The organism is Agaribacillus sp. DX54 (genome assembly GCF_056858335.1).
Map to the genome: position 1 here is coordinate 257,771 of NZ_JBXEQE010000001.1, position 19,307 is coordinate 277,077.

Here is a 19,307-nt window from a genome sequence, read left to right on the forward strand (position 1 = left end):
ATTTACAAATGAAATAGGCTTTCCGGCGACCTGATCTAAAACGTTTCCGCTGATTTTGATTTGACCAAATGAAGGAATAATTATTACAAGAAGTAACAACTTCAACAGAAACGCTTTTTGTATCATTGCTGTACTGTTTATAAGTCAATCTAAGTGGAGGCATTTTTTATTTAACAATAATCGTACCTTACCGGGCCGATCCTGATGATAGAATGCATAAAATCCGTTACTCCAAAAATAACCATCCAAGTTTTAGGAGAAGTCACAGGTTTAAGAGGCCAACTCCTTTCAGGAATGGCTTGATTTTCAAACGCCATTTTTGATAACAGATCAAATGTTTACAATTACGAAATTTTCAACATCGACAGCACCCCGCATTATCGCTGCTACATGCACTCATTGTTCACTGATATTTTCGATCGTAGCACTTTTACTTCTTCTAAAGCTTGGATAGTTTTCTCCCACTGGCCAAAATACTTAATTGCCATTTCCTGTGTAATCACTGCATGATATTTTTCGGTGAGGAATTCTTCCTTTTTCCCCGCTAAAACCGGAAAGGAAAACATGCTGAAAAAATCAGGATCGACAAAAGAGATTTTTTCCTTAGAAGCTTTATCTCCGGAAGTAACCTCGATCCCGGGGGCTTAATGGAAACGTGTCGCATATTTCACCTGCGGGATCTCCTCTTTTACCGCAAGGGCCAGACCTACTTGCAAATAAGCGGAATATTTATAAAGATTTTCCGGATCATGGCCCCATAGGTCATAGGCCGGTCTCAAAATTTTATACTTAGTTTTTGCAGTTTCCGTAATTTTATATACATTTAGGTAATACTTATTTGTATATAAAATGAAAGGAATAAATCTTGGAGAATTTGAAGAAATAGTCATGTTGGCGGTAGCCATACTGAATGAAGATGCCTACGGTTATGCTATCAACAAAGAAATCCTGAGTCAGACAGGCCGCAAAGTTAGTTTGGGGGCCTTACATGCTGCCCTGCACAGGCTCGAGAGTAAAGGGTATTTACGTTCTCATTTAGCGGGAGCTACCACAAAAAGAGGTGGAAAAAGGCGGAGATTTTTTTGTTTGACCAATTATGGGAAAAAGGTGTTGGAAGAGAAAAGGAATATCAGGGAGAATATGTGGCTATCTATTCCGGAGGTTGTATTTAATGCCAAGTAACCCTGGTAAGTATCAACTAAATCTATTAGCAATTAAATATGGATAACCATAATAAATCCAACAGGCCAGCGTGGGCCGACAACCTATTGAGATGGCTGTGCAACCCTGCTTATCTGGAAGAAATTGAGGGTGATCTCCGGGAAGCCTTTGAAGATCGCCTGAAAAAACATAAACCCTGGGTAGCGCGGCTATATCACCTGATGGATGTGTTTAGCTTCTTAAGGCCTTCATTGCTAAAAAATCCTTTTTCCCAGTTAAACATTAATCATGCCGTTATGTTACGCAATCATTTCAAAGTCTCTCGAAGGGTCTTATTGAAAAATAAGCTTTTCTCGTTAATCAATATTGTTGGGTTGGCTATTGGTATAACCGCTTATGTGCTTATTATACAGTATGTTAAATTCGAATTTAGCTATGATCAACATCATCCTCGCGTCGATGACTTATATCGTGTGACGCTGACAACCAATTTGGGTGAGAAAGGTTTTATCACATCAGCAACCAATCATCCGGCGGTTGCCCCGGCTATGAAAGCCGATTTTCCGGAGGTGGAAAATTATACCCGTCTGTTTGAGCAGAGTATTTGGGGTACGTTTGTATTGTCCTCTACCGATAATTCGGGAGAGGTGATGAAATTAAATGCCAATGATGAGCATGTTTTAATTGCAGACAATTCCGTATTATCATTGTTTGCGGTTTCACTCCTTCAGGGAAATCCGGAAACAGCACTTAAAGACCCTCAATCGATCGTGTTGTCTGCCAGCTTTGCCGACCGTTTCTTTGGCGGTGAAGATCCAATGGGCAAAACCATCAACATCAACAATAAATTTCCTTTAAAAGTGACCGGAATATTCGAAGATCTTCCACAAAATACGCATATACATTTTGATATCCTGGTTCCATTGTCTTTCATGGATGAGGATTGGTTGAGGAACATGTGGAAATGGCCTGAATTTTACAACTACATCAGACTTAAACCAGGTACGAACCCCGGGACATTAGAGGCAAAATTTCCGGCATTTATCAAAAAATATCTCGGTGAGCTCATGAGTGAGCATGGCTTTGAAGCGAAATTCGAACTTCAACCTGTTAAGGATATACATCTCAAATCACATTTACACAAAGAAATTTCAGCCAATAGCAGCGATCGAACCTTGTATTTTTTGATCATTATCTCAGGGTTTGTGATTTTAATTGCACTTATTAATTTTATCAATTTGTCAACCGCCAAATCAATGGAGAGGGCCAAAGAAGTTGGATTGAGAAAGGTAGTTGGCGTTAGCAGGGGGGCGTTAATCGGACAATTTCTGCTGGAATCAATGATGATTAATTGTATCAGCATCATACTTTCCATCGGCCTGGTGAGTTTGTTAATTAACCCATTCAACCACCTGGTCGGATTGAATGTGTTGTCTTTAAGCATGTGGACTGAACCGGCACTTTGGCTTACACTGTTCCTTATATTCCTATCGGGAGGTATTTTGGCCGGCATTTATCCTGCTTTTGTGCTTTCAGGTTATAAACCGGTTTATGTACTGAAAGGAAAAATTCATCAAACCGGCCAGGGCGTGCTTTTGCGCAAAATTTTGGTAGTGGCGCAATTCAGCATCTCTATTACCTTGATAGTTGGCACTTTCATTGTCTATAGCCAGTTTTCCTACATGCAAAACCAGGAATTAGGCTTTGATGCAGCGCATAATGTTGTCGTTAGTGCTCCTACCGTCGTTGATTCGACCATCAACCACAAAATTGAAGTTTTTAAAAGTGAATTGCTGAGAAGCGCGCATATTAATGCTGTAACTGTTACGGATAATATTCCAGGTAAACGAATCACCTTGTCAAATACAATCAGAAAACAACATGAAGCAAAGGAAAAAGGTGTTGTCTGTTACTATGTAAATATTGATCATGACTTTTTAGATGCTTACCAGATCGATTTACTGGCCGGAAGAAATTTCACCATTGAAGATCGCTCTTCATATGGTAGAAGAAATACAAACGAAACAGAACAGCATCGGGTCATGATCAACAAAGCCGCAGCCATTGCTATGGGCTTTCCCGAACCCGAAAAGGCATTGAATGAGAAAATTATCTTTAAAGTATGGGGAACGATGGATGGAACGGCGGAAGTGATCGGTATTGTAGATAATCATCATCAACAATCTTTACAAAAAGACCTGGATCCTGTCATATTTTTGTATCCGGATTATTATACAGGTATGTATATGACTGTCAGTATAAACACACGGAATACCATAGCAACCATGGATTTTATAGGGAAACAATTTAGTGAATTCTTTCCCCATGATCCGTATAAATATTTTTTTCTGGACGAATACTTTAACAGACAATATCGAGCCGATCGCCAATTTGGACAAATATGTTTATTATTTTCAGGGTTAGCCATCTTCATTGCCGCTTTAGGGTTATTTGGGCTTGGCTCTTTTATGGCCCTGCAAAAGATCCGGGAAATCAGTGTTCGAAAAGTCTTGGGCGCCAGCCTGGTGCAGGTGGTGGTGCTACTTCCCAGGCAGCTTTTAAAGCTCATAATAATATCGGGTGTAATAGCCCTACCCATTGCTTATATTATGGTAGACAAATGGTTATCCGATTTTGCTTTTAGGATCGACATGGATTGGTGGATGTTTATGTTTCCCCTTTTGATTGTGTTCATGGTAGCCATTTTGTCTGTGCTGTTTCAATCCATAAAAGCCGGTTTGATCAATCCGGCAGATTCACTTAAGAGTGAGTAAGATGACTAATAGTTTAGATCATCATAACAATATCGCATAAATCGATTGGGAACCACATCTTAAAACAATTAGCGTGGCAATGATAGTGCTGCTTTTTTTCTCCCCACTTTTTAGCGGATTCTCATTCTAATACAGTTTTATGCAAAAAGTCCTCTTATTGTTTGCATGGCCATAAACATTTTGCCACTGTCAGGAAGCTTGATAAATCCGTACTTTTCATAAAACTTTGTGGCATCAAAATCTAATGGGGCCACAACTACTGCAAAGGAACCTATTGTTTTAGAAATTTCATAACTCCTTTTCAGGGCGTCAATTAACAATAGTTTTCCGATTCCTTTTCCCTGAAACCTTTGATCAATGGCCAATCTGCCAAGTAGTGTTGTCGGTATAGCGGTGTAGGATGTAGGAAGTTTTTTCTGAAACTTATGGGGAATCAAGTTGAATGGTATGCTATTATTCGCCAAAGTGTAATACCCTAATACCCCTTAATTAGTCGTGATTCTAAGTCTTCCAATATGAAGCAGGCTGACAATCTTCTTTTAACATCTTGATGAGCCTGGCGATGCCAATAATTGTCAGGCATATCTTTACCACAGGAGAAGTCACCTTTCTTGTGTCTTGCATTTAGTACCTCGGTGAATTGATTCATTCAGAAGATAATGATTGATATGCCCTGGCCGCTGCGAGCAAGTCTTTATTTGGTTTGACAGGGTTGGTTATGGCTTCAAAAAATATTTCACTATCTCTTTGAGAAGCAAGTATTTGCTCACTTTCCGCAATGATTTCTTTCGCCCGCTCCTGGGCTGTTAAAATAATAAAGTCTGTTAAGCTGCTGTAACCGCCAAATTAAAGCAGCCTTTTCAAAAAACTGCTTTTGTTCTTTAGAAAGCCTGGCATCAAACCTTGCCTTTTCCTGTTTTGCCATTACCATGATTATTTGTTTTGGTAAGTGTACGGAATATTTCCGTATTTGACAGAATCAGTACGGTAAAAAACAGTACGTTACAACAGTTGATAACTTTTCACCGGCTTTATTGCTTTCCCAACTGCCCCTTTAACAAAGCCACTTTTTCCTGCTCACTCTTTAACAGCTTCTCATACAATTTTTCAATTTTATCAACAGCTTCTATGTATTTATCCAAAGGGTTAAATGTAAATTGGTGATTGTGTACTCCAACCCCTTGCCCTTGGAATGCTCCTTCGTTAGTCGAACTGTCATAATTATTTTGTACAATATTATAAACTGTTGCCCCCTCTTCCAGGTTTTTAATGGATTCCGCAGTCACTCCTAAGGCTTTGGCTACACGGTCCAGCATACTGGCATCGATCTTTTCACTTTGCTCTATTTTAGAAACCGCCTGCTGACTGATGCCCAGCTTTTCGGCAACAGCTTCCTGGGTGAACCCAAGCAGCTCGCGCATTTGAAGCACTTTTCTTCCGATATGTTTTTTGAATGGTTTTGTATCAGTTTCCATGGACTAAATATATTAATTTATCATATTTCAACAAATTCGGCTTTGCCTGTTGTGCCAATACAAATAAAAGTCGTGATATCACAATTGACTATTACAGAATATACTTTCATTTGTTATTATAAATATATATTTTTTTACAAAAAAATAAATAATTATTAACAATTATTTTGATCATAAAATTATGGTAGCGTACAATGAAACAAAATTATCATCCAAATGCCCATGTTGGGATAAGGCCTATCGAATCATTGATCAAAACAAATTTAAAAAATTTGACATTCATCGATAAACTGCAAGAGAAACAGAAATAGTTATTTCATTTTTATCAGTATGCTGTTTGACCATCGATCATGCCACCGGCCTGTTTTTCCTGCAAAAAAAGAAAAAGGTTCAAATGGAATATGTCGGCACAGGGTTCTGACAAGAACAGACTTGTAAAACTTCGATTCGGCATACACACAAGTGTTGGTTATTACCTTTCCTAACGTTTGCCTGAACAACAATTCTGAAAATGAGTAATAAACAAATTGGTTTACCATAAAAACCAGTAATAACACCGGTTCATTAACTCGAATTTCCGAATCGCTGAACAGGGCGAGTGTGTAAAAAGTAAAATATCCTGTTATTCCCAAATCGATGAAGTAGTTCTTAAATCTGATGGATTTACGCGCTGAGACATCTATTGAGTTTTTACCGGTGGAGCCGGAAGCTTTGGTCATAAAATAGTATACGGTAAGTATTGATAGACTTACTATTATGATTTGAAATCCGATCATTCTAAATGGATCAAATCCTGCAGTTTCAGGTGAATTTGAACTTCCTGTAAAAATGCTCAGGCACAGATAAAAAAGATAAGCATAGATGGAAAAAATAAGCGTCAGCATCAGCCATCTGTTCAAATGACGATCTTTGGAGAAGATAAAAACCATGAGTCCAATTGTGGCAATTATCGGTATCAGCAATCCGATACTTGAACCAAGTATCGGAAACAGGGTAAAAACCGGATTTGTTAACAAATATTCTGAAAAAACACTGATAGATGCTAAATGCTCCGGAAAATAGGTAAGCTCGATGATAGTTTTTAAGGAAATTAATATCACAATTGCATGAACAATCTTCTTTTGAGTTATGTGCATACCTTTAGCCGTTGGGTATAAGAAAGGAATTATTTATCAAATTTACAGCTTAGTTTATTCAGGATTTAATTGCTCCGGGTTCAGGTTGGTATCAAAATGATGATCAATGTATTGGTGTGTTGCCATCACCAGATCAATCGGTCTCTGTTTTGAACGGCAAATACGTTTAATCCGGTTGACTTCTTCAAGGTAGTAATGCATTGCTAAGTTTGTTTTCACAATAACCACGGCTCCCGGCTATCAGCCATCCGGTGGAATACCGCAGCACATATTTTTAAATATAAGAATTTTGATTTTTCTATGATAGATTCACCGCAAGACATCTCCGGAAGGTTTGCCAGACCCGCTATACCAAAACAAATAAACCAACGACAAAAATGCAGTCACAGCTCCGGTCCAAAAGGTAGCCGGAAATTGTGTGTTATCATTATCATAGATCCATGCCGAAATCACCGCTCCGGCCCCAATGCCCAGTTCAAGTGCGATATACACGGTAGCCATAGCCTTGCCCCGGTACCTTTCGTCACTTAAGTCAATGGTCCAGGCAAAAATGGTGGGATAGTTCATCCCCATAGGAATTCCGAAAAAAAATGCTGCTATGATGAATGCTGTCCTGGAGTTGACCATTCCCAGATAGACCAGGGCCAGTGTCAACAGCACGTAGGTAATCTTCAGTACGATGACCCGTCCGTATTTGTCAGATGCCCTTCCGGCTATGATACGAACCAGCAGGGAAGATAGCGTAAAATAAGTGAAAAAGATACCCTTATTGGCGAATCCCAGGGATGAGCTAAAGTCCGGGATCACTGTCAGAATCATTCCAAACGAAAAGTACGACATCGCCATAATAATAAAAGCAGGCCATACGCTGGATTCAAAAATTTCATTTTTTTTCACCATCAGGTGATTGAGGGAAAACTTTTCCTTGTTTACCAGGCTTTCTTTCATGCCAATCAGGACTAATACAGACAGCAGCGCTGCCACGGAAGAAATCAAAAATAAGCCGTTGTATGAGTAGGCACTGGCGATGGGGCTGCCGATCGCATTGCCCAGGGCAGCACCCAGCGTGGTAAAAAAACCTAAATAACCCATGGCTTCACCTCTTACATTGACGGGGACTATATCGGCAACGTAGGCAGTGGTACCTGTCGGCTTAAAACCGGTAGAAAAGCCATGAAAAAACCTCAAAAACAGAAAGCCGGCTACATTGCTAAGCACAGGATACAATAAACCGCAGACAATGCAGACCACTGATCCGAAAATCATGACCGGTATCCTTCCGACTTTGTCTGCCATTTTTCCGCTGAAGGGGCGGGATAATCCTGCTGCCAAAGTGAATAACGAGATAAAAAGCCCCTTGTAATCTTCCCCTCCCAGGCTCGTCAGGTAATCCGGAAGTTCGGGAATGATCATGTTAAAGCTCATAGAAAACGTGAAAGAGCTTGCACACAGAAGCCAGAACTGCAAATTATAGGTTCGTTTTTTACCGGTCACGAGGCTTTCAGGTTAAAAGCCCGTAAGGTAAAAAATCTAAATGAAACCGGGATGGTTTTCCGGCTGATAATTTCGAATTTGCCGGAATGAAAACATAGCCGTCACCTTTAAAAAATCCTTGCGCATAATTGGGCCAAAACCTTTCTTAAAAATAAACCTAATTGGTAACTTAGCATCGCAAATCAATTCCGTATCACTAATTAAATTGTAAATCACAAAATGAAAGTAACAGTTGTCGGAGCAGGTAATGTTGGTGCTACCTGCGCGGACGTATTAGCCTATAGAGAAGTCGCTAACGAAGTAATATTGGTAGATATCAAAGAAGGACTGTCCGAGGGAAAGGCCCTGGATATCTGGCAAAAAGCCCCCATAAACCTTTACGATACACGCACGGTCGGGGCTACTAATGACTACACAAAAACCGCAGGGTCGGATGTGGTGGTAATCACTTCCGGTTTGCCAAGGAAACCGGGTATGTCCAGGGATGATTTAATTCAGACCAATGCAGGTATTGTTAAATCCGTCACCGAGAATGTTGTCCGACATTCGCCCGATGCGATTATCATTATCGTTTCCAACCCTTTGGATGTGATGACTTATCAGGCGCATCTGGTTTCGAAAAATGACAGAACCAGGGTCATGGGCATGGCAGGAATTCTTGATACAGCCAGGTACAGGGCATTTTTGGCAGAGGCATTAGATGTATCCCCTAAAGACATTCAGGCAGTATTGATGGGAGGGCATGGTGATACGATGGTTCCTTTACCCCGCTATACTACGGTAGGAGGCATTCCTGTAACAGAATTAATTGACGGCGACAAACTGGAGGCTATCATTAACCGTACCAAAACAGGAGGGGGTGAGCTGGTAAAATTGATGGGTACCTCGGCCTGGTATGCACCCGGCTCTGCAGCCGCCCAAATGGTTGAAGCCATCGTAAGAGACCAGCGCCGTGTATTTCCGGTTTGTGTACAATTGAATGGTGAATACGGTATTGACAACTGCTACCTTGGCGCGCCGGTTATTTTAGGAAAAAATGGCATTGAAAAGATCATTGAGCTGGATTTGAATGACGAAGAAAAAGCCCTCTTAAAGATCTCCGAAGGCCATGTAAAAGAGGTCATGCAGGTATTAGATAATATGAAGTAGCAATTTATCCCCGGTACACATGCCTATATGCTCATAAGGTAATGCTGTTTATATATTTGAAAATTGGTATGTAACCGGGTATCCTTCAGGTTAGCGGAGGGGACCTGTAACAGCCCCTTTGCTACCCTGACAGTTGAGCTTTGCAAGCCTTCCAGCCTCTTCCAACCCCAGGGAATAAGCAACCGACCAGTTCTCACAGGCCAGATTATCATCACCGGTACTTTGATAGAGCAGCCCTTGGAGGTAATAGCCCTCGGGCCGGTCGGGTCTTAAGATAACTGCCCATTCCAATGCCTCCAATGCGCCCTGATTGTCATTGATCTCCTTGGCTGCCAGCCCTAAACCGCAGTACAGGATATAATGTGAGTCAGGTATTCTTTCGGGACTAAACACCAATACAAAGGCCTTACCGTATTCCTCAATGTATTTTTTGATGGTTATTTCCTTGGCTTTCCGATAAAACCGAATAGCTTTTTCATATTCTTTCAGTTCATACGTATAAATGAGGGCTACCTGAAGGTTGGCCTCCATGTTACCGGGCATTTTCCGGGCAATGTACTGATAAGCCTCTATCGCATCATGGTAATTGCCTACCTTTCCGGAGCTTTCGGCGACTTTATTGTAAAAATCCAGAGAAAGATTTCCCTGGTACCTGAAAAGAATCTCAAAAGCATGTAAAGCCGCCTCGTAATCCTGGTTGTAATAATCATTGTACCCCTGGCGTCTTATTTCTTCCAGGTACTTTTTTTTAAGCGCGTTCACAGCCTTACGATTCCCATTTTCATCTAAATGTTTCTCTAAAATACCAAGGGCCTCGTTGAAGATACCTGCGGCGTACTTTTCGCGGGCATCTGCCAAAATATTTTCTTCCACCATCAAAAGCCTTTCTTCTTCGGCCTTTACCAGGTAGTCGTTAATGCCATCCATCACTAAATAAATTACAGAAATGACCGCCAGTATGCCAACCGCCCACCAGTTTGCTATCCTGTTTCTTTCCTTGATGTATTTGCTATAGCCCTTCTGGTAGTGATACTTTTTTGCCTGGTAATTTCCGTAACGCTTTCCAGGCTGCTCATAGGTAAAGCTTTTCTGAAATGACACATAATTAATTTTCAAATCGTAAAGTGCCCTTTTGTCCGGATCAGATAATATTTGATAAGCATTGTTAATCTCTTTGAACCTATTTTCGGCGTATTGGCTTCCCGGATTTTTGTCGGGGTGATATTGAAATGCAAGTTTTTTATACGCATTTTTTATGGCTTTTTGATCCGCCTTCTGATCTATTCCTAATAATTGATAATAATTCATTGGTTATACTTGGCTCATCAAAAAACGTTGTTTGTCAGTAGTTTCAGGTCAATACTTTATTAATACGAAAAAACGTACGCCCAGATTGCCTGAAATACTTATGATCATGCTTAAAAACTCAAATTTGCTACTAAAAATATTCAATTTATTGCTGAAAGTAGGAACAAAAAAAATTAATTTTTGTTAACTTAAAAGGTCAATGTTACAACTATGAAAAAACTAACCTTACCACTCTTTATTTTACTCGGCCTGTTAACAGGATGTTTGGGCTATAATGAATACCTGGTCGAATCGGATTACAGTTATTACGGCAAATTTAAGAATTATAAGACCTTTAATTTTATGACCAGGTCTATCAGTGATTATGACTCGTCTATGCAAAACCCTGTCATAGAACAAGCCATCAAAATAAGGTTGCAGCAGCAGGGATATAGAATGTCTGACAACAAGCCTAACCTATTGGTATCATACAAATTGTTTTATGAGGATTTTGATTTTAATGGATACAATCAGCCTGATATCGAAGATTGGGTTGAAATAGAAGATGAAGAAGAAGAATACGATCCTGTCAAATATAATCTTCGTGAAGGTACGCTACTGGTTTTATTGTTTGACAGAAAAAGGGAAAAATCCATCTGGCAGGGATATGCCTCGGGAGTTTTTGGCGGTATGGACCAGTCGCAGATCGATAAAAACATGAGGCGTGCGGTACGCTCGATTTTTGACAGATACCAGTTCCTCGCTGAAGGCTTTGTGGTGGATGACGAAGGCGACTAAGATCAGCAACCGTATATCTTATACAGTAACAGTTTACAGCAAAAACACATAAAAATAGAGGATTTAATCGGCTCCCGATAAAAGACATTAATTGTAGCGCTGGCATCACGTAGCTGTTGCACAACATTTTAGACAAAACTTTTTGTGTCTCTTTGTGTCTTGGTGCCTCCGTGGTGAAAAATGGTTAACCACAAAGGCACCAAGACACGAAGATTTTCGCCTGTAAAATATTAACCCTCCCAACCCTCATCAGACATTCGTAAAAAACTTATTGGTTTCCTCACAGACATACTGCAATGCTTCGGGCAATTCGGATAGTGACCAGGGATGTTTTCCACCGAAAGTATGATTCGCGCCGGCGACAAGATGAGTGTTTATCTTAGGGTTCCGGTTGCCCAGGTTTTTCAGCATAGCGGGTGATAGCGTTTCATCTTCTGCTCCGTGAAAGGCTACAAAGGGTATTTCAAGATTACTAACAGCTTTCTCAATGTTCAAACGATCTTCATTTTGATGGTACTGTTCATAAAACTGGTATTTCATGGGCATATTTTGATGCGTCCTTCCGTTGTAGATAAATCTTACTCCTTCTTTTTCCCAAACCGCCAATTCAGTGGCTGAAATATCGGGAGCCAGGCTATCCACCGAAGCCCATGTAGCAAGTCCCTTTACCCTTTCATCTTCGGCCGCTTTAATGATCACTACACCACCACCTCTGCTGTGACCTATAAACAATATTTTGCCGCGATTCACTTCTTCCCGAGGTACCGGAAAGGCTTTATCAAAAACATGATCAATCACCGATGTCAAATCATTCAGTTCGATCATATAGTTATTTTCCCCAAAGGCAGTTAAATCTGCAAACTCATGGGGAGCCTCCGGAGTGGTACCGTTGTGTGAAAGGTTAAATTTAAGAAACACATATTCCCTGCTGGCAAAAAATTTACTCACCAGATCAAAAGGTCCCCAGTCTTTAAACCCCTTAAACCCATGCAAAAAGAGAATGATGGGCTTGGGTTGTTGATTTTCCCGGTATCTGATGTCACAGACAATGGGCCTTTTATGAAATTTTGAACTGATCAGGGTGTTACGAATGAATTTCATGGGAAATGGTCAAATTATTGGTCTCTTTTTACTTTTGTTTTTGCATTGGGATATTTTGATTGTATAATTGTAGCACCGTATCAATGGCTATCAATTTAAAAGATATTCAAGATCCTATTGCTTCTGAAATGCTCGAATTTGAGAAGAAATTTCGCGCATCTATGAAAAGCAATGTGCTCCTCCTTGACAAAATAATGAGTTATATTGTAAAGCGCAAGGGAAAGCAGATGCGTCCTATGTTTGTCTTCCTGAGTGCGGGTGTCACAGGCCGGATCAGTGAAAGTACTTATCGAGGGGCATCGTTGATAGAGCTGCTGCATACAGCCACCCTGGTACATGATGATGTGGTTGACGATGCGAATTACCGCAGAGGTTTTTTTTCCATTAATGCACTCTGGAAAAATAAAATTGCTGTCTTGGTGGGGGACTACCTGCTGTCACGCGGGCTATTACTTTCTATTGATAATGGTGACAGCGACCTGTTGAAAATTGTTTCCGAGGCTGTAAAAGAGATGAGTGAGGGGGAATTGTTGCAGATTGAAAAGGCGAGAAAACTCGATATCACCGAGGAGGTATATTTTGAAATCATCAGGCAAAAAACGGCTTCTTTAATCGCTTCCTGCTGTGCGGTCGGCGCCTGTTCTTCCGGCGCCCCTGAGAATCAGACAAAGCGCATGAAAAATTTTGGGGAGAAAGTAGGTATGGCTTTTCAGATAAAAGATGATTTATTTGATTACGGCACCGATGAAATAGGCAAGCCTTTGGGCATCGATATTAAAGAAAAGAAAATGACCCTGCCTCTGATCTATGCCCTGAACAATGCCAGTTGGTCTGATAAGAGAAGCATTATTTATTCCATTAAAAACCAAAGCCATAAACCCAAAAAAGTGGCCGAGGTTATTCAATTCGTTAAGGCCAGCGGAGGTATAGCGTATGCGAAGGAAATTATGGATACTTATTACCAGGATGCCTGTAAAATTCTGGAAGAATTCCCTGCCTCCGACTACCGTACCTCCCTGGGCCAGTTGGTACAATTTACCATCGAAAGAACCAGGTAGTCGGGTAGTATTAATCCGCTTATTGAGTTCGCTGGCAAAGATAATCCACTACTCATCGCATAACTTAAGATCAAACAATGATTTCAGCGTATGGGCAACCCTGTGGTCATGATTCCCACCTTGCATGCATCCAACTATTCCTTTATCTGATAATGATGATTTTATATTAAAATAATTTGAAAATGTTAGATAAATTTTAGAAAAAGCAACCTGAAAACCACATGGATATTTGATTCCGGGAATTCATCCCACATTATGACCCAATGCAGGGAAATGATCTTCAGAAAGAGAAAAAAATCACAGATTAGGAGAAAAGAATTTTGAATTAATTTGTTGTAAATCAATTAAATAAACTAAATTTATGAGAAAATATCGTGATTCTTTAAAATAGACTTTATTTTTTATTGAAGCCAAAACATATGTCTGTTACCCAAAAATGTCGTTATATTTTTTGAATTATTTGAAAAAAACTTACAAAATCACTAACTTTTGTCAATTTGTGGTAGAAAGTGGTAAAAACATTTCGTAGGTTTGTGAAATAGACCGGATTCAAATTGATAAATGGCGGTAAGATTCAAGGGCGAATTTGTTTGTAAACTCGATTCCAAAGGGAGGTTGATGTTTCCTGCGCGTTTAAAAGGAGCACTGCCTGCGGTGAATACCATGAGTCTGGTTTTGAAGAAAGGTTTTGAACCTTGTCTCAACCTGTACCCTCTGGCGGAATGGGATGCTATGATGGACAAGTTTGATGATATCGATGAGTTTAGTCCCCGGGCCAGAAAATTTGAAAGGAGCTTTTTCAGGGGAGTAGAAGAAGTGGAAATGGATCGTAATTACCGCTTCCTGATACCCAAAAAGTTTATTGTAGAATTGGGTTTTGAAAAAGAAGTAAAGGTCCTTGGCGTTAATAATAGAGTGGAAATCTGGGATCCTGAGACGTTGGAGAGCTACGTGGCAGAAGGAGAGGAATTCAGTGAATTAGCTTCCGACATGATGAAAGCTGATAAAGATAAGCAAACAACCTAAGTATTTACATGGAGTACCATGATCCGGTAATGTTGCAGGAATGTATGGAGGCGCTGAATATCGATCCAGATGGAATTTATGTAGATGCTACATTTGGTGGGGGCGGTCATACAAGGGCTGTTTTGCAAAGATTGAAAAACGGCCGGTTGCTGGCCTTTGACCAGGATCATGACGCCAGGATCAATGCGGATAAAATTGACAGTCGTTCTTTTACATTTATTGAAGCCAACTTCAGGTACATAAAGCAGTTCTTAAAACTTCAGGGAATCTTGAATATCGACGGTTTACTGGCAGATCTGGGCGTTTCTTCGCATCAATTCGATACCGCAGACCGGGGCTTTTCGACGAGGTTTGATGCTAAACTTGATATGAGAATGGATAGAAAGGCAAAGGTAACCGCTCGTACAGTGATCAATGAATACACCTCAGAAGAACTCCACCGCATTTTCGGAATGTATGGGGAAGTCAGAAATGCCAAAACCCTGGCCTCGGCCATAGTCTCTGCCAGGGTCGATAAACCGATTGAAACTATTAATGATTTGAAGGGAATCATTGATCGACATGCCCCTAAAGGAAAAGAGTTTAAATATTATGCCCAGGTTTTTCAGGCGATCAGGATAGCGGTTAACGATGAGCTAAAGGCGTTGGAAGACTTGCTGTTGCAATGCGCCGGAATCATCAAAAAAGGGGGACGGCTGGTGGTCATATCCTATCATTCGCTGGAAGACAGAATGGTAAAAAATTTTTTTAACAAGGGAAAGTTTTTTGGCGAAGCTGAAAAGGACATCTACGGAAACCTGAAAAGACCCTTCGAACCTGTGAATAAAAAACCTATTGTGGCTTCGATAGAAGAAATATCCCGTAACAACCGGGCCAGAAGTGCTAAATTAAGAATTGCCAGAAAAGTTTAGAAATGCCAAAAAATACCTATAAAGTAAAAAGCAAAAAGTTAAAACAGGAGAGTGAAAGTGTTTTTTCTTTTATAGAAAATAAATTCAGTCTCAACAACTTATTCCGGAATGGCTTACCATTGAAGTATATTCCTTACATCCTTTTCATCACGGCCATAGGAGTATTTTACATCGGTAATAACCATTACACTGAAAAGACCATCAGAAAAATACATAAAGTCGAGCAACAGGTAGAAGACTTAAAAGCACATTACCGAACCTTGCAGGCAGATTATATGCATGCCAGGTTGCAATCTGAAGTAGCAAAAAAAGTAAATAAAATCGGATTAAAGGAAAGTTCGACACCACCCAAAAAGATAGTTATCAAGAAAGGTGAATATTAAGAAATCCATATTGCTAAGAGCCAGGCTGGCATTTTTATGTGTCACATTGTTTGCCGGAGCCATCGTTATGAAGCTTTTTCATATCCAGATGGTAGAGGGTGAAAAGTGGCGGAAGATCTCCGATGAAATTGGCCTGCAATATCGTACAATAAAGGCAACACGTGGCAACATTTACTCAGACAACAACAGTTTGCTAGCTACTTCACTGCCTTTTTACAAGGTAGCCTTTGATCCCACCATTGCCGAAAAGGGACTGTTTAATCAAAATATAGACTCACTAAGCTATTTACTGAGCCGTCATTTCAAAATCCACAGCCAGCTTTATTTTAAGCGTAAGATTGTCAATGCCCGTAAGAACGGCCGGAAATATGTGGTATTAAGCAAAAAGAAAATAGACTACCGGGAAAAGAAAATGATGTCAGAATGGCCTGTTTTCAGAGAAGGGCGACTAAAAGGAGGGGTTATTTTCGAAAAAGTAGGTAAACGATTCCGGCCATTTTCAGGGCTCGGACTCAGAACGATCGGATATCTGAATGAAGACAATTACGGTGCCGGTCTCGAGTACAGTTTCAATGATAAACTCGCCGGCAAAGATGGTAAGGCCTTGTTTCAGCAAATTGCCGGACGTGAATGGAAACCTGTCCACAACGGGTCGGAGGTCAGACCTGTAGAGGGACTGGACATAGAAACCACGATAGATATCAACCTGCAGGATGTGGCTAACGCCGCCTTGCTATCTGCCTTGCAGCACCTTAAAGCAGACTATGGCAGCGTGGTGGTTATGGAAGTAAATACCGGCGAGATTAAGGCTATTTCAAACCTGACCCGTTATGAAAAAAAAGGACATGTCGATTACCGGGAGATATATAACTATGCCGTACAGGATGCCACCGAGCCGGGTTCAACCTTCAAGCTGGCTTCTGTGATCGCTTTGCTGGAAGATTCCGGCGTCCTGCTCTCTGACTCTATCGATACGGGTAATGGAAAATTCAAATACCATGATCGCACTATGCCCGATGATAAACGGGGAGGATATGGAAAAATCACAGTCCGTGAGGTATTTGAGAAATCCTCCAATATCGGAACTTCAAAATTGATTTATAATCATTTCGGTTCCCATCCTCAAAAATATGTTGATTATTTAAATAGCTTCGGGTTAAACAGCTCCCTTGACTTTCAACTGGTGGGAGAGGGGTTACCTTATATCAAAAACCCTGCTGACAAATCCTGGAGCGGTACCACACTTCCATGGATGTCTATCGGTCACGAATTGCTTCAGACACCCCTGCAGACGCTTACTTTTTACAATGCTGTGGCCAACAATGGAAAAATGATTCGGCCAATACTAGTGAAAAGAATCAGTAAAGCGGGCAAAAGTGTAAAGACCTTCCAATCAGCGGTTTTGAACAAAAAGATATGTTCAGATGCTACCCTGACCAAAGTGAAGGAACTGCTGGAAGGGGTGGTGGAAAGAGGAACGGCAAAAAACATCAGGGACAGTCATTATAAAATCGCCGGCAAGACCGGTACAGCCAAAAAGGTCAAGGAAGGAGGAGGGTATAAAAGAGAATATTATACGTCATTTTGCGGCTATTTTCCAGCCGATCAGCCAAAATACAGTTGCATTGTGGTCATTGATAACCCCAAAGGATACAAACAATATGGCAGTGATGTAGCCGCCCCGGTTTTTAAAGAAATCGCTGATAAGATTTATTCACTGGATATAAAAATGCACGAGCCCCTTCCCGAAGAATTTGAAATCGAGAAGGGCATTTTCCCTGTGATACGGGCGGGGCGGCACGAGGATTTGAAAATGATTTGCAATGAACTGGGAATTGCCAATCATTCCTACACTGAGGAAGAATGGGTCAGGGCTCAGCGCAGCACTAATTTTGTTAAATGGCGCTCTAATGAAGTATCGCCTGAACGGGTGCCGAATGTAAACGGGATGACCTTGAGGGATGCACTTTACATTCTTGAAAATAACGGATTAAGAGTAAGGCATGAGGGAACCGGCAGGGTAAAATATCAATCGTACCAACCTGGTGCGAAAGCAGTAAAAGGAAGTACAATAACCCTTAAACTGGGCTAATGGCTCTATTAAAAGACATATTATATAAAGTTTCATTAGTAAGCGTTTCTGGCAAAACTGACCTGGATATCAAAGCTTTATGCTTTGATTCCAGGGAAGTTATCCGGGACAGTCTCTTTTTCGCCATAAAAGGCACCCGGGTCGATGGGCATAACTTCATCGACAATGCGGTTGATTCAGGCGCGGTAGCTGTTTTATGTGAACAATTGCCGGATCAGACGCGCGATGGGATCACCTACATACAGGTGAATGATGCCGGCCGGGCCCTTGGCGTGGTGGCATCGAACTTTTATGATAATCCCTCTTCAAAACTTAATCTTGTAGGGGTAACAGGTACCAATGGTAAAACTTCTACTGTCACACTGTTGTTCGGGCTGTTCAGGGCTTTGGGATACAATGTAGGCATGATTTCTACTGTGGAGAATCGTATCAACGATCAGGTGCTTCCTGCCTCTCATACCACCCCTGATGCGCTTAGCTTCAATCAGTTATTAACCAAAATGATCGAGCAATCCGTAACCCATTGTTTTATGGAAGTAAGTTCACATAGTCTGGTGCAGGGAAGGGTAGCCGGGGCTCAGTTTAAAGGGGCAGTTTTCACGAATATCAGCCACGATCATCTGGATTATCATGGCTCTTTCGATGCCTATATCAAAGCCAAAAAGTTACTGTTTGACGGGTTGTCCTCCAAAGCATTTGCCCTGGTAAACGCCGATGACAAACGGGGGCTGATTATGATGCAAAATACCAAGGCGAATAAAAATACTTTCGCCCTGAGAACAGTTTGCAACTTTAAAGCAAAAGTCCTTTCCAACACCTTGCATGGGTTGGAACTGGAAATCAACCATAAAAATGTGTGGTTTAAGCTTATCGGAGCATTTAATGCTTACAATTTGATGGCGGTTTATGCGTCAGCCATTCTTTTGGGAGAAAGTGAAGATGAAATCCTCACAATTTTGTCGAATCTGTCCACTGCCCCGGGAAGATTTGAACTCATTGAAAACCCAAGAAATATTGCTGCCATTGTCGATTACGCCCATACACCGGATGCCCTGGAAAAAGTGCTGTCCACTATCCGGGAATTCCGTACCGGTAATGAACAACTGATAACAGTGGTAGGCTGTGGGGGCAACCGCGACAAGAAAAAAAGACCGTTAATGGCCGAAGTTGCCTGCCGGTTTAGCGATAAAGTGATTTTCACTTCCGACAATCCGAGGGATGAGGATCCATTATCGATTATTAAGGATATGCAAAAAGGGGTAAGTCCCAGCCAATACAAAAAAACACTGGTGATTCCTGACCGGAAGGAGGCCATTAAAACAGCCGCCCTGCTTGCAGGTAAAAATGACATAATATTGGTAGCCGGAAAAGGACATGAAAATTACCAGGAAATTAAAGGTGTGCGAACACCCTTTGATGATAAACAAATATTAGGAGAAACCTTACAATAGCATAAAAAATA

The 19,307-nt window shown here is 40.9% G+C and carries 19 protein-coding genes; 10 read left to right on the plus strand and 9 right to left on the minus strand.

Annotation, left to right across the window (positions count from 1 at the left end):
- Positions 1-849: 849 nt before the first annotated feature.
- A complete protein-coding gene (locus AC04NP_RS01035; RefSeq protein ID WP_482857439.1) occupies positions 850-1,182 on the plus strand; it encodes a PadR family transcriptional regulator in 333 nt (110 codons plus the stop codon).
- A gap of 38 nt (positions 1,183-1,220) precedes the next feature.
- Positions 1,221-3,935, plus strand: coding sequence for an ABC transporter permease (locus AC04NP_RS01040; protein ID WP_482857440.1), 2,715 nt, complete (start codon positions 1,221-1,223; stop codon positions 3,933-3,935).
- A gap of 137 nt (positions 3,936-4,072) precedes the next feature.
- Here the strand turns inward: AC04NP_RS01040 and AC04NP_RS01045 are convergent, their stop codons facing one another.
- From AC04NP_RS01045 to AC04NP_RS01075, 7 genes are all read right to left on the minus strand, one after another.
- Positions 4,073-4,372, minus strand: a complete 300-nt coding sequence (locus tag AC04NP_RS01045; RefSeq protein WP_482857441.1) for a GNAT family N-acetyltransferase — start codon at positions 4,370-4,372, stop codon at positions 4,073-4,075.
- A 208-nt stretch (positions 4,373-4,580) separates the two neighbouring features.
- Entirely contained in the window at positions 4,581-4,751 is a 171-nt protein-coding gene (locus AC04NP_RS01050) for a type II toxin-antitoxin system TacA family antitoxin (protein WP_482857742.1), read from the minus strand.
- Positions 4,702-4,866, minus strand: a complete 165-nt coding sequence (locus AC04NP_RS01055) for a hypothetical protein (protein ID WP_482857442.1) — start codon at positions 4,864-4,866, stop codon at positions 4,702-4,704. Before AC04NP_RS01055 ends, AC04NP_RS01050 begins: the two co-directional genes overlap by 50 nt.
- A gap of 100 nt (positions 4,867-4,966) precedes the next feature.
- Positions 4,967-5,410 (minus strand): helix-turn-helix domain-containing protein, encoded by a 444-nt coding sequence (locus AC04NP_RS01060; RefSeq protein ID WP_482857443.1) that lies wholly within the window; start codon positions 5,408-5,410, stop codon positions 4,967-4,969.
- Between the two features lie 311 nt (positions 5,411-5,721).
- Positions 5,722-6,546: an RDD family protein gene (locus tag AC04NP_RS01065; RefSeq protein ID WP_482857444.1), complete on the minus strand. Its 825-nt coding sequence runs from the start codon at positions 6,544-6,546 to the stop codon at positions 5,722-5,724.
- Positions 6,547-6,600: 54 nt separating this feature from the next.
- Positions 6,601-6,747 carry a hypothetical protein gene (locus AC04NP_RS01070; RefSeq protein WP_482857445.1) on the minus strand — a complete coding sequence of 49 codons (147 nt, stop codon included), beginning with the start codon at positions 6,745-6,747 and terminating at the stop codon, positions 6,601-6,603.
- A gap of 108 nt (positions 6,748-6,855) precedes the next feature.
- Complete coding sequence (locus AC04NP_RS01075) at positions 6,856-8,040, minus strand: MFS transporter (RefSeq protein ID WP_482857446.1); 1,185 nt, start codon at positions 8,038-8,040, stop codon at positions 6,856-6,858.
- A gap of 219 nt (positions 8,041-8,259) precedes the next feature.
- Between AC04NP_RS01075 and mdh the strand changes: the two genes are divergently transcribed.
- Positions 8,260-9,189: a malate dehydrogenase gene (gene mdh, locus AC04NP_RS01080; RefSeq protein ID WP_482857447.1), complete on the plus strand. Its 930-nt coding sequence runs from the start codon at positions 8,260-8,262 to the stop codon at positions 9,187-9,189.
- A gap of 90 nt (positions 9,190-9,279) precedes the next feature.
- On the opposite strand, the gene AC04NP_RS01085 is transcribed toward mdh, so the two are convergent.
- The gene (locus tag AC04NP_RS01085) at positions 9,280-10,497 is read right to left on the minus strand and encodes a DnaJ domain-containing protein (RefSeq protein WP_482857448.1); all 1,218 of its coding nucleotides are present in this window, start codon (positions 10,495-10,497) and stop codon (positions 9,280-9,282) included.
- A 210-nt stretch (positions 10,498-10,707) separates the two neighbouring features.
- On the opposite strand from AC04NP_RS01085, the gene AC04NP_RS01090 reads away from it, so the two are divergent.
- On the plus strand, positions 10,708-11,274 hold the full coding sequence (locus AC04NP_RS01090) for a DUF4136 domain-containing protein (protein ID WP_482857449.1): 567 nt from the start codon (positions 10,708-10,710) through the stop codon (positions 11,272-11,274).
- Positions 11,275-11,523: 249 nt separating this feature from the next.
- Here AC04NP_RS01090 and AC04NP_RS01095 read toward each other — a convergent pair whose 3' ends face one another.
- Entirely contained in the window at positions 11,524-12,375 is an 852-nt protein-coding gene (locus tag AC04NP_RS01095) for an alpha/beta hydrolase family protein (RefSeq protein ID WP_482857450.1), read from the minus strand.
- Positions 12,376-12,458: 83 nt separating this feature from the next.
- Here AC04NP_RS01095 and AC04NP_RS01100 point away from each other — a divergent pair, with 83 nt between their 5' ends.
- The 6 genes from AC04NP_RS01100 to AC04NP_RS01125 all read left to right on the plus strand — a co-directional run bounded on the left by AC04NP_RS01100 (position 12,459) and on the right by AC04NP_RS01125 (position 19,296).
- Positions 12,459-13,433 (plus strand): polyprenyl synthetase family protein, encoded by a 975-nt coding sequence (locus AC04NP_RS01100; protein WP_482857451.1) that lies wholly within the window; start codon positions 12,459-12,461, stop codon positions 13,431-13,433.
- 561 nt (positions 13,434-13,994) lie between these two features.
- The gene (gene mraZ / locus AC04NP_RS01105) at positions 13,995-14,459 is read left to right on the plus strand and encodes a division/cell wall cluster transcriptional repressor MraZ (RefSeq protein WP_482857452.1); all 465 of its coding nucleotides are present in this window, start codon (positions 13,995-13,997) and stop codon (positions 14,457-14,459) included.
- 8 nt (positions 14,460-14,467) lie between these two features.
- The gene (gene rsmH / locus AC04NP_RS01110) at positions 14,468-15,370 is read left to right on the plus strand and encodes a 16S rRNA (cytosine(1402)-N(4))-methyltransferase RsmH (protein ID WP_482857453.1); all 903 of its coding nucleotides are present in this window, start codon (positions 14,468-14,470) and stop codon (positions 15,368-15,370) included.
- A 2-nt stretch (positions 15,371-15,372) separates the two neighbouring features.
- On the plus strand, positions 15,373-15,753 hold the full coding sequence (locus AC04NP_RS01115; protein WP_482857454.1) for an FtsL-like putative cell division protein: 381 nt from the start codon (positions 15,373-15,375) through the stop codon (positions 15,751-15,753).
- Positions 15,743-17,845: a penicillin-binding protein gene (locus AC04NP_RS01120; RefSeq protein ID WP_482857455.1), complete on the plus strand. Its 2,103-nt coding sequence runs from the start codon at positions 15,743-15,745 to the stop codon at positions 17,843-17,845. The genes AC04NP_RS01115 and AC04NP_RS01120 overlap by 11 nt, the downstream gene beginning before the upstream one ends.
- Positions 17,845-19,296 (plus strand): UDP-N-acetylmuramoyl-L-alanyl-D-glutamate--2,6-diaminopimelate ligase, encoded by a 1,452-nt coding sequence (locus AC04NP_RS01125; RefSeq protein ID WP_482857456.1) that lies wholly within the window; start codon positions 17,845-17,847, stop codon positions 19,294-19,296. The genes AC04NP_RS01120 and AC04NP_RS01125 overlap by 1 nt, the downstream gene beginning before the upstream one ends.
- Positions 19,297-19,307 lie beyond the last annotated feature (11 nt).